The 13,718-nt window shown below is 66.1% G+C and carries 12 protein-coding genes; 1 reads left to right on the top strand and 11 read right to left on the bottom strand.

The features are described 5' to 3' along the window. The 10 genes from xrtA to ACXJKR_RS10965 all read right to left on the bottom strand — a co-directional run. On the bottom strand, positions 1-1,235 hold a 1,235-nt coding region (gene xrtA / locus ACXJKR_RS10920; RefSeq protein ID WP_457322864.1), incomplete at its 3' end, for an exosortase A. Then, positions 1,232-2,425, bottom strand: a complete 1,194-nt coding sequence (locus ACXJKR_RS10925; RefSeq protein WP_457322865.1) for a TIGR03087 family PEP-CTERM/XrtA system glycosyltransferase — start codon at positions 2,423-2,425, stop codon at positions 1,232-1,234. The genes ACXJKR_RS10925 and xrtA, both read right to left, overlap by 4 nt. A gap of 10 nt (positions 2,426-2,435) precedes the next feature. Continuing rightward, a complete protein-coding gene (locus ACXJKR_RS10930) occupies positions 2,436-3,485 on the bottom strand; it encodes a FemAB family XrtA/PEP-CTERM system-associated protein (protein WP_457322866.1) in 1,050 nt (349 codons plus the stop codon). Further along, a complete protein-coding gene (locus ACXJKR_RS10935; protein WP_457322867.1) occupies positions 3,486-4,379 on the bottom strand; it encodes an XrtA system polysaccharide deacetylase in 894 nt (297 codons plus the stop codon). It abuts the gene before it with no gap. A 13-nt stretch (positions 4,380-4,392) separates the two neighbouring features. Then, positions 4,393-5,490, bottom strand: coding sequence for an XrtA/PEP-CTERM system-associated ATPase (locus ACXJKR_RS10940; protein WP_056195797.1), 1,098 nt, complete (start codon positions 5,488-5,490; stop codon positions 4,393-4,395). 194 nt (positions 5,491-5,684) lie between these two features. After that, positions 5,685-7,241, bottom strand: coding sequence for a TIGR03016 family PEP-CTERM system-associated outer membrane protein (locus tag ACXJKR_RS10945; RefSeq protein WP_457322868.1), 1,557 nt, complete (start codon positions 7,239-7,241; stop codon positions 5,685-5,687). After that, complete coding sequence (locus ACXJKR_RS10950; RefSeq protein WP_056195792.1) at positions 7,213-8,202, bottom strand: XrtA-associated tyrosine autokinase; 990 nt, start codon at positions 8,200-8,202, stop codon at positions 7,213-7,215. The genes ACXJKR_RS10945 and ACXJKR_RS10950 overlap by 29 nt, the downstream gene beginning before the upstream one ends. A 1-nt stretch (position 8,203) precedes the next feature. Continuing rightward, on the bottom strand, positions 8,204-9,793 hold the full coding sequence (locus tag ACXJKR_RS10955) for an XrtA system polysaccharide chain length determinant (RefSeq protein WP_056195789.1): 1,590 nt from the start codon (positions 9,791-9,793) through the stop codon (positions 8,204-8,206). Between the two features lie 69 nt (positions 9,794-9,862). Then, positions 9,863-10,441 (bottom strand): XrtA/PEP-CTERM system exopolysaccharide export protein, encoded by a 579-nt coding sequence (locus ACXJKR_RS10960; protein WP_235531973.1) that lies wholly within the window; start codon positions 10,439-10,441, stop codon positions 9,863-9,865. 297 nt (positions 10,442-10,738) lie between these two features. After that, entirely contained in the window at positions 10,739-12,325 is a 1,587-nt protein-coding gene (locus ACXJKR_RS10965; protein ID WP_457322869.1) for an FAD-binding oxidoreductase, read from the bottom strand. 220 nt (positions 12,326-12,545) lie between these two features. Between ACXJKR_RS10965 and ACXJKR_RS10970 the strand changes: the two genes are divergently transcribed. Further along, complete coding sequence (locus ACXJKR_RS10970) at positions 12,546-13,280, top strand: PEP-CTERM sorting domain-containing protein (protein ID WP_457322870.1); 735 nt, start codon at positions 12,546-12,548, stop codon at positions 13,278-13,280. A 117-nt stretch (positions 13,281-13,397) separates the two neighbouring features. Here the strand turns inward: ACXJKR_RS10970 and ACXJKR_RS10975 are convergent. Further along, the coding region (locus tag ACXJKR_RS10975) for a trypsin-like peptidase domain-containing protein (protein WP_457322871.1) at positions 13,398-13,718 on the bottom strand (321 nt) is incomplete at its 5' end.

Consider the following 13,718-nt stretch of genomic DNA (forward strand, 5'->3'; position numbering starts at 1 on the left):
CCCTCCAGCTGAGCCTGGCCGGCGCCCGAGCGCGACCAATCCAAGTCGACCTCGTCATTGACGAGGTCGTTGACTGAGGTGACGAGCTGGCGACAATAAAGCTGGTCGCGGTAATAGCCGACATAGACCCCCACCGGCGCGTCGCCCGTGGCGGGCGCGAACCGGCCACGCAGGACCGCTCTGGGGTTCTTGAAATGGGGGTTCCAGTTGGTCAGGGCTTCGGGCGACCAGGTCCAGCCCGCCAGTTGAGKCGCTGCAAGGCTGGGCTCGCCATGGGCACCCGAGTGCGCGGCCTGGGCCCGCATGCCCGAAGGCAGGGCCGCCAGCAGCAGCGCCGCCACCAGGACCGTCGCGAAGCGCGCAGGCGACAGCCCCAGTCCAGCCGCATCCGGCGAGGCCAGCACGGGCTCGGGGTCGGGGTCCGACCAGCGCGCCCCGATCATGAACATCGCCAGCATGATGAGTCCGAAGAAGACCCAGCCGTAGATGATGTGGTCTACGCCCACGGCGAGCTTGTTGCCCGAAAGATGGCCCAGCATGACGATCATGTAGGCGCGCAACCAGTTGGCCACCAGCGGCGTAACAATGGCCACGCCCACAAAGGCCCACCGCTTGCCGGTCGTGCGGTAATTCAAGTAGGCGAACAGCGTGCCCACCATGACCGAAGCCATCAGGTAGCGGATGCMGCTGCAGGCTTGCACCACGGACCACGAGCCCGACGGAATGACGAACTGCAGCGCCTCGCGGAACACCGGGATGCCGGTGGCGCGCAGGGCAACGATGGTGAAGTCGGCCGTGCGCTCCATCAGCCAAGGCGTCAGGAAGTCGCCGAAAGGCACGGCGAAGAACAGGAAGCCCAACGGGAAGGCAATGCGCCCGGCGGCCTGCGTGCCGATCAGCGCAGGCACCAGGGCCACGGCCATGCCGAGCAACGCGAATTGAGTTGCGGCATTGGCGGCGGCAAGGTCACCGATCAGCCACAGCAGGCCCAGGGGCAGCAAGGCCAGCAACCACCAGGGCGCTGGCCGCGGCGTGATCGACGCCAGCTCGGCGCGCCGACGCCAGACCAGCCAGGCCGAGATTGGCGGCACCACCCAGGCATGGGCAAAGGTCTCGGAACGGTTCCAGATCTCGACCATGGCGGCGCCGGTCGCGAAATACAGGATCGCGAGCAGCCCCCAGGCCAGGGCCAGGCCGAGCAGGGGCAGTCGCCAGGGCTTGGGCAGGGTGATCAAGCAACCTCCAGGTAGCGGTCCAGGCCAGCCAGATGGGCGTCCCAGCTGTAGGCGCCGAGCACGAAGTCGCGCGCCGTACGGCCGGCCGCATTGGCAGCCTCGTGATTGGAAAGCAGCGCGCCGAGGCGTTCGGCGTAGTCCGCTTCGGTATCGGCCGGCTGCAGCCCAGGCTGCACACCCGCCGCGATCGCACGCACGCAGGTACTGGCTGCGACAACCGGACGTGCCATGGCCATCGCCTCCAGCACCTTGTTCTGAATGCCACGCGCCAGCCGCAGCGGCGCCACAACCGCGGCCGCGTATTGCAGATACGGTCGCACGTCGGGCACAGTGCCGGTCACGTTGATGGTGTCGCCAGCGAGCGCCTGCACGGCGGGCGCCGGGCTGCGACCGACGATGTGAAAGCGCAGTGCCGGAAAGCGCTCGCGCAGCGCGGGCAGGATGTCGCTGGCGAACCAGGTCACCGCGTCGACGTTGGGCCAATAGTCCATGGCGCCAGTGAACACCAGCGGCAGCTCGCCGGACGCAAACGGGTTGGTGCGCGCCGCGTCCGGCGTGAAGAAATCGGCATCGACGCCGTTGCCCAGGGCCGCGAGGCGTAGCTTATGGCCGGGGCTCAACGCGCGGAACAGCGCGACTTCGTTGTCGGTGACGAAGAAGCTGCAGGCGGCGCCTTCTGCCACGCGCTGCTCGAAGCCAAGCAGCTTGGCGAACTCGCGGCGGTAGAGCCAGGACATCGGCCAGGCATGCTCGGGTGCGTAATCGCGCCACTTGGCGGAGTCGACGTCGACGAAGTCCACCAGCGTCTTCACGCCCTTCAGGCCGTGCGTGTATTGCGCCATCACGCCGCTGAAGACGACGACGGCATCGAAGCCGACACGGGCCGCGGCGTCGTCCACCCAGGCCTGCAGGCCGGCGTCGCGGTAGTACGGCAGGCTCAGCGCCTCGCCGCTGAGCAGGCCGCGCAGGCTCAGCAGCTTGGCCGAGCGCGGGTTCAGGCGCGCCACATGCACGTTCTTGCACAGCGCGCGCACGCGCGGCAGGTGCTGCTCGTCATCGGGGTCGTCGAGGAAGGTGCCGAGATGGACCTCGTGCCGCGCCGCCAGGTGCTTGAGCAGATGGTAGGAGCGCACCTTGTCGCCCTTGTTGGGCGGGTAAGGCAGGCGGTGGACGAGGTAGAGGATCTTCATGATCCGACGTTCACCCGAGGTTCTTCACGATGAAGGGCCCGAGCCAGTTCGCAAAGCCGATGGGCAGCTTGCGCCAGGCCTTGATCATCAGCTGGTACTTGGGGTTGTTCGGGTTGTTCTGGGGAATCGCGTCGCGCTTGAACAGCCGGTACTCGTAGCTCAGCGGCTGCGGCTCGAAGCCCCAGTTCTTCTTGAACGCATAGGGGCCGGTGCCCTGCTTGCTGCGGCCGTAATCGAAGACCTTGAGGCCCCGGGCGCAGGCCCGGCGCATCAGCTCCCAATACTTGAAATCGTTCGCCGCCAGGTCGCGTGCCGCTTCATCGTCACCGGCGTAATAGGGCAGGCATTCGTCGCGGAAGTAGAACGTCAGCACGGTCGACAGCGGCTTGCCGCTGGGGCTCGTGACGGTCAGCACCTCGGCATCCGCGCCAAATTCGTCCAGCAAGGCCTGGAAGTACTTCTTGGGCATGGCCGGCGTGCCGTGGCGGTGCACGTTGTCGGCGTAGAGGTCGAAGAAGCGGTCGACATTCGCGTCGATCTCGGCCTTGAGCTCGTTCTTGATGCCCTTGCGCACCATCGCTCGTTGCTTGCGAGGGATGGCCAGCATGTTGGCCTCCTCCTCCGCAAGGATCTCCTTGCGGAAGGTCACGTAGAGATCCTGGCGCGGCCAGTCGGCGTGGCGCGTGGGGCCGAGGTTGCGGTATTCGAGGTGCTCGGCGCCCTGCCCTCGCGCGATCTTCTCGGCCTCGGCCTCCAGCGCTGCGGTGGCCTCGTCGTTCAACGCGGCCACGCCGCCATAGACGCCGAACGGCAGGCTCGTGACCGAGTGGCCGAACAGCCGGCTCTTGACCTCGGCCAGCGGCAGCACGCCCTCGATGACACCGTCTCGCTCGGCGTAGAGGAAGAATCCCTTGTGGCCAAACACCGACTGGATGATGCGCAGCCAGCCGCTGCGGTGGAAGAAGGTCGCTTGCGGGTGGGCGAAGACGAAGGCGTCCCAGCGCGCGGACAAGGCTTTGTCTTGCGCGGCCAGGCGCGCAATGCGAAGGGGGGAGTTCATTCAGGCCGGGCTCAGCGAGGGCGCCGAAGCGCGCGGGCTGGCCTCACGGCCGAGGAAGATCTCGTCCATCCGGCCCCAGCGGAAATCGCCGAGCAGCCGCGCGATCCGGTCGTGGGTGCGCGGGATGTTGACGTAATGGCGGAAGCGCGTCTTGGCGTTGATGCCGGGGATGCGCGGCTGCTCGCTGTCGATCTCCCACGGATGGAAGTAGAAGACCGCTGGCTCGCCGTCAATCTCGTTGACGCGGCGGATCATCCAGCGTGACAGCGCATAGGGCAGCAGCCGGAAATAGCCACCGCCGCTGCTGGGCAGGTTGCGCGAGCCCATGCGCAGGGTGGTCACCGGGATCTCGAGCAGGCCCTCGCGCACCGGGTAGGCGAAGCGGGGCGAGTCGGGCATGCCGTAGTGGTCGTGGGCGATGGGGTAGACGCTGCTGGAGTAGCGGTAGCCGGCATCGCGCAGCACGTCGAAGGCCCAGAGGTTGGCCTTGCCAATGGAGAAGCTCGGCGCACGGTAGCCGATGACGGGCACGCCGCCCAGGTCCTCGAGCATTTTCTTGGCACGGCTGATGTCGTCCAGGAAGGCCGTCGGGCTGAGGTCGCTGGCACGCTCGTGGCCATAGCCATGGCTGGCCAGTTCGTGCCCGCCGGCCACGATGGCCTTCACCACCTGCGGATAGCGCTCGGCGATCCAGCCCAGCGTGAAGAAGGTGGCCTTGACCTGCTTGGCGGCCAGCAGCGCGAGGATGCGCTCGATGTTGCGCTCGACGCGGCATTCCAGGCCGTTCCAGTCCTCGCGCTTGATGTAGGGCGCGAAGGCGGAGACCTGGAAGTAGTCTTCCACGTCAATGCTCATCGCATTGCGCAGGGCCGGAGTCTTGGTGGGCATCAGCATGATCGGGACTCCATCAGTGCTGCTTCACGGCGTCCACCAGCTTCTGCAGCAGCGCCAGCGTCTGGAGATTGATGCGCTCCAGCCGCATCATGCTGCGCTCCAGGCGCTGCAGGCGGTCGGTGTGGTGATCGGCGCTGAGGGCCGCGATCTCGCTGGACAGGCCATCGACCTCGGCGACGCTCAGCTTCAGCCTGGACACGTCCAGTGCGCCAGGTGCACTGTCCAGCGCACCGGGGCGGCTGTCGGGCAGTTTGGCTGGCGTGCTGTCCAGCGGGCTGACGTCGCTGTGGCGCGGGATCTCGCTCTCCTGGGCGATGTCGCGCAGCACTTCCTTCACGTCCGCCAGCGTCAGATGGCTGCGCCCCTGCATGAAGCCCAGCAGCAGCAGGCGGTCGCACAGGCGATTGATGCGGCGTGGGATGCCGTTGCTGGCCTTGTGGATGGCCGGGAAGGCGTCGTGGTCGAAGGTCGGCTTGCCGGCGGAGCCCGCGCACTTCAGGCGGTGCTCCATGTAGCGCTGGGTCTCGTCTTCGTCCAGCGGGCCGATGTGGCAGGTCGCCGCGACGCGCTGGCGGAACTGCTCCATCTCGGGCTTCTGCAGGATGCCGCGGAACTCGGGCTGGCCGACGAGAAAGGTCTGCAGCAGCGACTGGTTGGCAAACTGGAAGTTGGACAGCATGCGCAACTCCTCGACCGCGCGGGCCGTCAGGTTCTGCGCCTCGTCGACGATGAGCAGGCAGCGCTTGCCCTGGGTGACCTGGTTGACGAAGAAGGCTTCCAGCGTCATCAGCAGCTCGGACTTGGGCGCATCCTTGACGCGCACGCCGAAGGCCGCGCCCACCATGCGCAGGGTGTCCTCGGCGTCGAGCTGGGTGGTCACGACATTGCCGATGACGACGTTGCTGCGGTTCAGGCTGTCCAGCAGGCCGCGCAGCAGCGTGGTCTTGCCGGCACCGATCTCGCCGGTGATGACGATGAAGCCGTCATTGCGCAGCACGCCATAGTCCAGATACGCCTTGGCCCGGCGGTGCTGCTTGCTGCCGTAGTAGAAGTTCGGGTCCGGGCTGAGCTGGAAGGGCTTGCTGCTCAGGCCATAGAAGGCTTCGTACATGTCAGTTGTCCATTACGCATTCTCGGCGCACGAAACCGGCGTCTGCGGGGCCGAGCGCTGGGCCGCTCCCGAGCCGGCCCGTTTGGCGATGTGCTCGCGGCTCGATGCCGCGAGCATCGCCGTCCCCACGGGGGACCGGCTGGGCGCGCCCGCGTTCAGCGGGGCGAGACCGGACGAGGGGCTCCAATTTCATTTCAGAACTGTTGCGTCAGGTTGGCGTAGGCCGCATTCTCGGAATAGGGCCTGACACCTTCGAAGCGGCTGTGGCGCGCACCAAGCTGAATGCTGATGCGCGAACCCAGGCGGCTGTTCCAGTTGGCCACCAGGCTGGTCAGCTGGGTGCGGCGATTGCTGGAGTCGCCGATGGTCTCCTGGCGCGAAGCCGTCAACGACACCCCCGACACCGGCGTGAGCTGGTAGCTGCCCGACAACGAATAGGAGCGCTGGTCGATGCGCGAGTTGTTGGCCAGATCGCCCTGGTTCAGATTGTCCCCCAGGCGGCTGGTGACGGAACGGCTGACCGTGGCCGTCACGTTGCTGCGCACGCCCTGGAGGGCAAAGCTGAGCATCTGGTTGCGCAGCTGGCTCGGCCCGGTGGACAGGAAGCCCACCGCGGCCTGCGCATCGGGCGACAAGCCCTGTGACAGCAGATAGGCACGCACCAGGGTGTCGCGCTTGATCGGGTCCGGCTCCAGCGATGCGAACAACAGGAAGTACAGGTCGTAGTTGGTCCGCACGCCGCCCGTGGCGCCAGCGTTGCCCAGCGTGACGTTGCGGGAGTCCGAGAAGCGCCAGACCGAGTTGCGCATGCGGTGTTCGAAGCTCAGGCCGTGGCTGTTGCCATAGCTGTGACGCTGCCAGTTGCCATTGACGCGCGTACGCGGCGTGGGCGTCCAATCGGCGGTCAGGCCGCCCGTGAGCCCGGTCTGCTCGCCGCCGCTGCGGCTGAGGTAATCATTGCGCTCCTGGCCCGCATTGACGCTGAAGAGCCAGTCGGGGTTGGGGTGGTAGTTCAGGCCCGCCGTCGCCGAGCTGGTGCGGTTGGAGAACGCAGCCTTGGGCCGTACCTGCTGTGTGTTCGCCTGAAGGAACCAACTCAGCACGCCGGCGCTGAGCTGTGCGATGCGCATGGAACCACCGCTGCCGTGACTGTCGCCCAGGGCGCTACCGCGCACCTCGGTGACCGAAAGATTGCCACGCAGATCCACGCTGGCCAATCCACCCAGCTGGCCGTGCAGCAACGGTGAGACGTTCAAGGTGCCCGTCTCGCGCCGGTTGGGGTTGTCCAAAGCGGACACCGAGCCTTGCGAGCCCAGCGTGGGTGCCGCCTGTGAACCGAAGGCCGTCGCGTTCTGCTGCCCGATGCTGGCCTGCGCATCGACAAGGAAGGTACGAGGAATGATCTCGGCCTGGGCGTTTGCCGTCAGCGCGTTCTGCAGCTGGGACTTGTAGGTCGTCTTCAGGTAAGTGACGCCGTTCAGCGAGTAGTCCAGGCTGCCGCGCAGCGCACCCGTATTGCGCACGATGCTGACGCCGGGGGATACCGTCGCAATCACCGCCGCGTCCTTTTCTTGATCGTCGAGGCGCAGGTTGTCGGTCCAGCTCAGTGACACGCCGATGCGAGGCTGGATGGCGCCACCGCCGGCACCAGCAGCAGCGTCTCCCTGCTGGGCGTGAGCCGCGATCGCACAAAGGGCGAGGGCCAGAGGCAGATGGCGCGGCTCAGGTCTGGGCCGAGTCATTGCTGCCATAGCCGTATCCGTAGCCGTAGCCATACCCGTAGCCATACCCGTAGCCGTAACCACCGGCAGCGTTGGGGCTGGCCTGGTTGAGCAGCATCATCTTGACCGGGCAGGTTTCGATGGCGGCGAGGGCCTGCTGGACGGCGCTCTGCGCCGTCTTCTCGGCATGGACGACGATGACGATCTGGCCCATGTGCGAAGCCAGTACGCGTGACTCCGTCGTCAGCAGCAGCGGCGGCGAATCGAAAATGATGATGCGGTCGGGATAGCGCTTGGCCATGTTGTCCAGCAGATGGCGCATGGCGTCGCTGGCCAGCAGTTCGGTCGCACGCGGGTGGGGTGTGCCGCTGGGCAGGATGGTCAGCTTCTCGACATTGGTGCGCAGCAGCACCTCGGACATCTCGACACGCTCTTCCAGCACGTCGAGCAGGCCGGGGCCTTGCGGCAGGCCCAGCATGCGCAACACCGACGGGCGGGCCACGTCGGCGTCGACCAGCATGACCGTGTTGTCCAGTTCGGCCGCGATGCTCAGCGCGAGGTTGATGGACGTGAAGCTCTTGCCTTCACCGGCCAACGCACTGGTCACCATCATCAGGTTGGCGTGGTTGATCGTCGCGGCGCCCTTGCCCATCGCGTTCTTGATCAAGGGGCGCTTGATGACCCGGTACTGGTCGCCCGTTTGCGAACGCGGCGTGTGGGGCATCAGGAAGCCCTGCGCGGCCAGCGCCACGACGTCCAGCTCCACGCGTTTGGACGACGGATGGAGCCCATCGTCCAGGACCGAGATGCCCACATGGGGCCGAGGCTCTGCCTGCGGCTGCGCAGGCAAAGCGGCGGCGGGCGCGGCCAAGGGCGCGACGACCGGCGGCTGCGCCGCCGCTGGCTGCGCCTGCTCGTCGCCGGGCAGCACAACGCCGGCCTGGCGCAGTTGCTCGAGCCGCTTGGCGGCTTGTTCAATCAGGCTCGTCATGTCAAACCACCTGCCGGCTCAGTTGCACAGCCAAGACCGTCAATGCGACGGCGAACATCGCCAGCAGCCCTCCGGCCCCCGCGGAGAAACGAATCAGGTCGACGCGCTGGCGGGCACGATCAGCATCCGTCACAAGCCGCGTCACGACACCCAGGATGGGCAATTCCACGCGGGTGCGCAGGTCGTTCGCGTCATGGAAGACGGGGCGCAGCTGGCTGGCGGCAAAGGTCGTGAACAGGCCGACGCCCAGGGCCGCCGCCATTGCACCGGCGAGCAGCAGCAGGCGGTTCGGCGCGACCGGCTTGGGATTGGCGCGCGGCGGGTCGATGACGCGGAAGTCCGCCACGCCGGACGCCACATCAAGCTCGCCGGAGATCGACGCCTGTTCGCGGCGCTGCACCAGATCCTCGTAGTTCTTCTTGTGAATCGCGTAGTCGCGGTTCAGCTGGGCAGCCTCGGCCTCAACCTGAGGTGCCGTCTTCAGCGCCACCAGGGCCTGAGAGTAGCGCCCCGAGTATTCGTCGACGCGGGCGCGCAGGGCCGCGACCTGGACTTCGGTCGTCACCAGGACGCGCACCAGTTCCTGCGTGGCCAGGCTGCCGCTGTTCTGGCCCACGGAAGCCGTCGGGACATTCATGGCGGCCTTGCGCAGCTCGGCGAGCTCGCGCTTTCTCTGCTCCTCGAGATCCTTGATGAGCTTGCGCGTGGCGATGATGTCGGGGTGCTGGTCGGTGTAGCGCTGCAGCAAGGCGTCGAGGCTGCGGCGATGCTCCGCCAGGCGGGCGTCGAGTTCAGGCGTGCTGACGTTGGCGTTGGATTCCTGAATCAGGCTCTGGGCCGTCGTCTGGGCGCCGCCGCGGGCCTTCTCGGCCTCCAGCTGGGCCTTGGCGGCATCGCGCGCATTGACAGCCTCGCGGAACTCCAGGCGGGCGCGCTCCAGCTGGCCACTCAACTCCGCGATATGAGCCGCGGAGTCCTTCCCGTCACCCGACATATTGGACAGGTTCTTGAGCCGGAATTCCTTGAGCCGTGTTTCGGCCTCTTCCAGCTTGGCCTCATAGGACTTGATCTGCTCGTTGATGAAGGTCGTTGCCGTCGAGGTGCCCACGCGCGTCTGGCCCAGGCTGGATTCGACAAAGATCGACACCAGCGCCTGCACGACACGCTTGGCCGTTTCCGGATCGCTGTCGCGGTAGCCGAGGATGTAGAGGTTGTCCCGTCCGCTGCTCTGGATGGACAGATTGCTCGTCACCGTCTCGATGGTGGATTCCTGCTGGGCCTTGGACTGGTTCTTCAAGTCCAGGTCGGCCATGCGGACCAGCTTTTCGACATTGGGCCGGCTGATCAGCGTGCGGCTCAGCATCATCACCTGCTGCTCGACATTGGGCTGCACGGCAAGGCCGGACATCAGTGGCTTCAGGATGGACTGGGTGTCCACGTAGATGCGGGCGCTGGCCTCGTAGCGGTCAGGCAGCACGAACACCACCACGGCGCCGACCAGCCCGGCCACCCAGGCCACGACCAGGCCGACCCAGCGGTATTTCCACATCCGCCGGACGATGATCAGAAGCTGACCAATCAGCAATTCCATGGGGAACAGTCTCGGTTAAAGCTATGGCGAGGAGAGGCCGGCAGCGAACGCAGGTCCTCTCCCTTCAATTCAGAACAGGCTCTGCGGAATGATGAGGATGTCGCCCGGCCGCATTTCGACATTGGCCGACACGTCACCGCGCTTGATCAGGTCCTTCAGGCGCACCGAGTACTGCTTGTTGCCCTCGGCCGTGCGCAGGATGGTGGCRCTGTTGCCGGATGCAAAGTCCGTCAGGCCGCCGACGGCGATCATCACATCCAGCACCGTCATCTTCTGCTTGTAGGGCAGGAATTGCGGCTTGGCCGCCTCGCCGACGACGCGGATTTGCTCGCTGTAGGGGCCAATGAAGCTCGTGACGATGACAGTGACGACCGGGTCCCGCACGTATTTGCCGAGCTGCTTCTCGACTTCACGAGCCACCTGCACCGAGGTCTTGCCCTGCACGACCATCTCGTCCACCAGCGGGGCGGCGATCTTGCCGTCCGGGCGAACCGGCACCGACATCGACAGCTCCGGATTGCGCCAGACCTGGATATTGAGGTTGTCACCCGCGCCGATGATGTAGCTGTAGTCATCGTTGGCCACTGCCGCCGGCGCTGGCGGGAAGCTGGTGCTGGCGCAGCCGGCCAGCACGCCGATGGCAAGCATTGCCAGGGCCCGGCCCCACCACGCGCCGGCTGCCTTTGCCGCCCTCTGCGAGCCTCTTGCCGACGTCATTTGCGCATCACGGTTGTTGGAAGCGTTCAAGGCGAGTCCTCTGTGGGTCTGTTCATCGAAGGCCCCCGCAAACCGTTGCAGTCGAGAGGGAACGGCAAAACCTGCCGTCACCCAGGGCCAAAGCCTTGGAATGATGCCATAGCCCCACCCCATGTCTGGCAACCTAAATCGGGGGCTTCCCCCGGGCAACGCGGACTTTCACACGCGCGCGGCGACCGCGAAATCCGCTCAGGCGTCGGGTGCCCGAGCCAGGTTGTAACGCCCCGGAGCAATCAGATTGTCCGGGTCGAACACGGATTTCAGCGCCCAGGCAGTGCGCCAGAACGAATCCTGGGGGTCGACCACGTCCTCCATCATGTCCGCCCGCGCCCGGTACACCTCCAGGCCGCAACTGCGTAAATATTCCCACAGCGCCCGCGCGCAGGCTCGGGCGTTTGCAACCGCAGCCGCGTCGCCGCGGTCAAACAACAGATTGGCCACCGCCACCAGCGAGGTGGTCGTCTCGATATTCAGCGTCACATAGAGCTCATGGCCAAATCCGGCGGCAACCGCTTTCATGGCATCGACGACCTTCACCACCGCCCCGCCCGCCATGGGCAGCGCCGGGTTGATGAAGATCAGGCCGCAACCGGAAGCGTCCAGTTCCCGCGCCGGCAGCTGCGGCTGGCCATATCGCCATAACAGGTTGGTGATGGCKGCATCGGTCGGCCGGCCATCCGCCAAACCCTGCAAGGGCCGGATGGCCGAAATAGCCGCCGCATTGGCGCGCGCCCAGGGCCACAGGTTTCGCAAGGGATTCAGCAGCCGAAAACCGGCCGCCAGCTTGGCATCGTCCACCACGGTCAGCTTGGCCATGCCGCCCAGGACCCGCCTGACCTCGGCAATCGCGGCCTTCACCTGGGCGGCGCTGCCGGCGACGCCGCCCAGGCTGGTCCATTCATAGGGCGCCACCGTCGCCAGCGCCCGATCCGCCTCGGCCGCCAGGTCACTCTCCGCAACACCGCAGGAAATACGCAGGTATTCACTGATGCCCGACATCATGCTGGCCCGCGTGCGCGCCTGATTGCCGACGTGAGTCACGCCAGCCATGACGCCCAGCCGCTTCAGCAGCGCCAGGCCATCCAGGAATTCCCCTAACTTCGAGACATCACGCAGGGCCAGCGACACGGCAACCGAGCGGGCCGGCCGCGRCAGCAGTTTCAGGCAGGCGCTGGTGACGATGCCGTAATTGCCCTGGAAGAACAGGCCATCCAGCATCGGCCCGAGGCCATAAGGGTGGGCATGCGCAAGCGGCGAATCCTCGCCCAGGCGGCGAAACCCGGTCCGCAGCAACTCCCCTCGGCCGGTCACCACCTCAAGCCCGAAAACATCCTCGCGGCGCGGCCCCAGATATCCCAYGCCCCGGTCCAGCGCATTGCCGAGGATGCTGGTGTCCACCGACGAACCCGTCACGTTGAAGCTCAGGCCCGGGCAGGACTCGCTCAGGAATTCGTGCAACTGCCGCTGCGTCACCCCAGGTTCGATGACCGCGACAGGATTCGCTTGCGAGATCTCTGCCGCATTGCGTATGCGGTTCATGCCGCTCAGATCCAGCAGCACGGCGCCTGCCTGGGGTGGCGCAGCCGAGCCATACCCCCAATTCAAGCCGGTCGATAGCGGGTAGAGCGAAATCCCCCGGCGGCGCGCCTCGTCCACGCAAGCCTTCACCTCATCGACAGTCGTGGCCCGCCAGCAGTCCAGCTCCCCGCGGTCCCAGCCGGTCACATTGCCAGAGTTCCGCCGCGTCACTCCATGCTCGCCTGACAGTCCGTCCACACTATCTCCCTGCCCGCCTGCCTGAGACGGGTGTCGGAGGACTTTACAGCGACCATCAACCGGCCCTCAAAACACCGGCAATACGTCATCCAAGAGCACAGCAACTCGTTGTTTTAAAAGGGAAAGCAGGCGGCATCTTCGAAGCTGGCACGCGACCTGCTTATTACCCAGCGTCCGGGGCCGCGCCCCAACTTCTAGCAAGTGAATCAAGGAGATTCAAATGAGCAAGACCCTGAAGACGCTGGTTGCTGCAGCGGCCCTCGCAGTGGCCACTGCCGCATCCGCCACCCCCATCATCGGCAAGACGAGTGTCAGCCTGGGCCAAGTGATCGTGTCCTTCGGCACCGTCAACTGGGTTCCGGATCCCGCTCCCGATGCTTACCAGACCGCTGGCAAGACCTACGGCCAGTTCGCCACCAAGCAACTGGGCGGCACCGGTTCCTTCAATGACCCGGCGTTCGGCACGATCTTCGCTCCGACCGCTGGCTGGGTGCAAGACATGACCCAAGCTGCGGGTCCGAACAATGTGCCTATCGGCGTGAACGGCACGCCGATCCCCAACTTCCTGCACTTCGATGCCAAGCCGAACTGGCTGTTCAGCGAAACCTACCTGGCTCCCGGCCAGTTCGGTTCGCCCTTCATCTTCACCGACAACGCCGGCAATACGTCGGTCACGATGAGCATCCTTGGCCGTGCGTGTGATGACACCAACGCCAACAAGAGCTGCGACATCGGCGAAGACGAAACCAAGTGGACGGGCATCTTCTCGGCGCAGTACACGAACACCTCGACTGCAGCCCTGGTTGCCATCATCCTGGGTGGCGGCACCCTGGATCAGAACGACTGGTCTGCCACCATCGAAGCCACCAAGCTGCCTGAGCCCGCCACGGTGGGTCTGGTGGGTCTGGCTCTCGCTGGCCTGGGCTTCGCCGGCCGCCGTCGTCAAGCCAAGTGATGTGAACAGCGACGCCAGTCGTCGCTGCTCCGCACTCAGAGAACCCCGCCACGGCGGGGTTTTTTATTGGCCGCGCGATTTGTCTCGCTTGGACGGACAGTCGCCCGTCGACGCTGGTCAGCGGTCGATGTACTTCAGCATGGGCGCTGCATCGCGGATCAGCACGGCGTAGCTGATGCCCGTGGGGGCGCTGAGCGCGGCCTCCCGGGTTCCCTTGATGGCCCCGCCCTGCAGGACGCCGATCACTTCGCCGGTCTCGATGTCCAGCACCGGCCCGCCACTGTTGCCCGGGAAGGCCAGGACATCCAGCTGCAACACCTCGAAGGCACCGGCACGCAGTTGCCGCACCGCGCGTTCGGTCAGGCCCGAGGGCGCGGCGGCGGGCGGCACGATGGCCGTGCGCGCCGACACGATGCCTCTGTGCGTCACGTGCACGTC

The sequence above is a fragment of the Roseateles sp. P5_E11 genome (assembly GCF_054049355.1).

Bases quoted from the DNA above. Each gene is read 5' to 3' on its own strand.
- ACXJKR_RS10925 (WP_457322865.1), bottom strand. From the start codon at position 2,425: ATGAAGATCCTCTACCTCGTCCACCGCCTGCCTTACCCGCCCAACAAG.
- ACXJKR_RS10930 (WP_457322866.1), bottom strand. From the start codon at position 3,485: ATGAACTCCCCCCTTCGCATTGCGCGCCTGGCCGCGCAAGACAAAGCC.
- ACXJKR_RS10935 (WP_457322867.1), bottom strand. From the start codon at position 4,379: ATGCTGATGCCCACCAAGACTCCGGCCCTGCGCAATGCGATGAGCATT.
- ACXJKR_RS10940 (WP_056195797.1), bottom strand. From the start codon at position 5,490: ATGTACGAAGCCTTCTATGGCCTGAGCAGCAAGCCCTTCCAGCTCAGC.
- ACXJKR_RS10945 (WP_457322868.1), bottom strand. From the start codon at position 7,241: ATGGCAGCAATGACTCGGCCCAGACCTGAGCCGCGCCATCTGCCTCTG.
- ACXJKR_RS10950 (WP_056195792.1), bottom strand. From the start codon at position 8,202: ATGACGAGCCTGATTGAACAAGCCGCCAAGCGGCTCGAGCAACTGCGC.
- ACXJKR_RS10955 (WP_056195789.1), bottom strand. From the start codon at position 9,793: ATGGAATTGCTGATTGGTCAGCTTCTGATCATCGTCCGGCGGATGTGG.
- ACXJKR_RS10970 (WP_457322870.1), top strand. From the start codon at position 12,546: ATGAGCAAGACCCTGAAGACGCTGGTTGCTGCAGCGGCCCTCGCAGTG.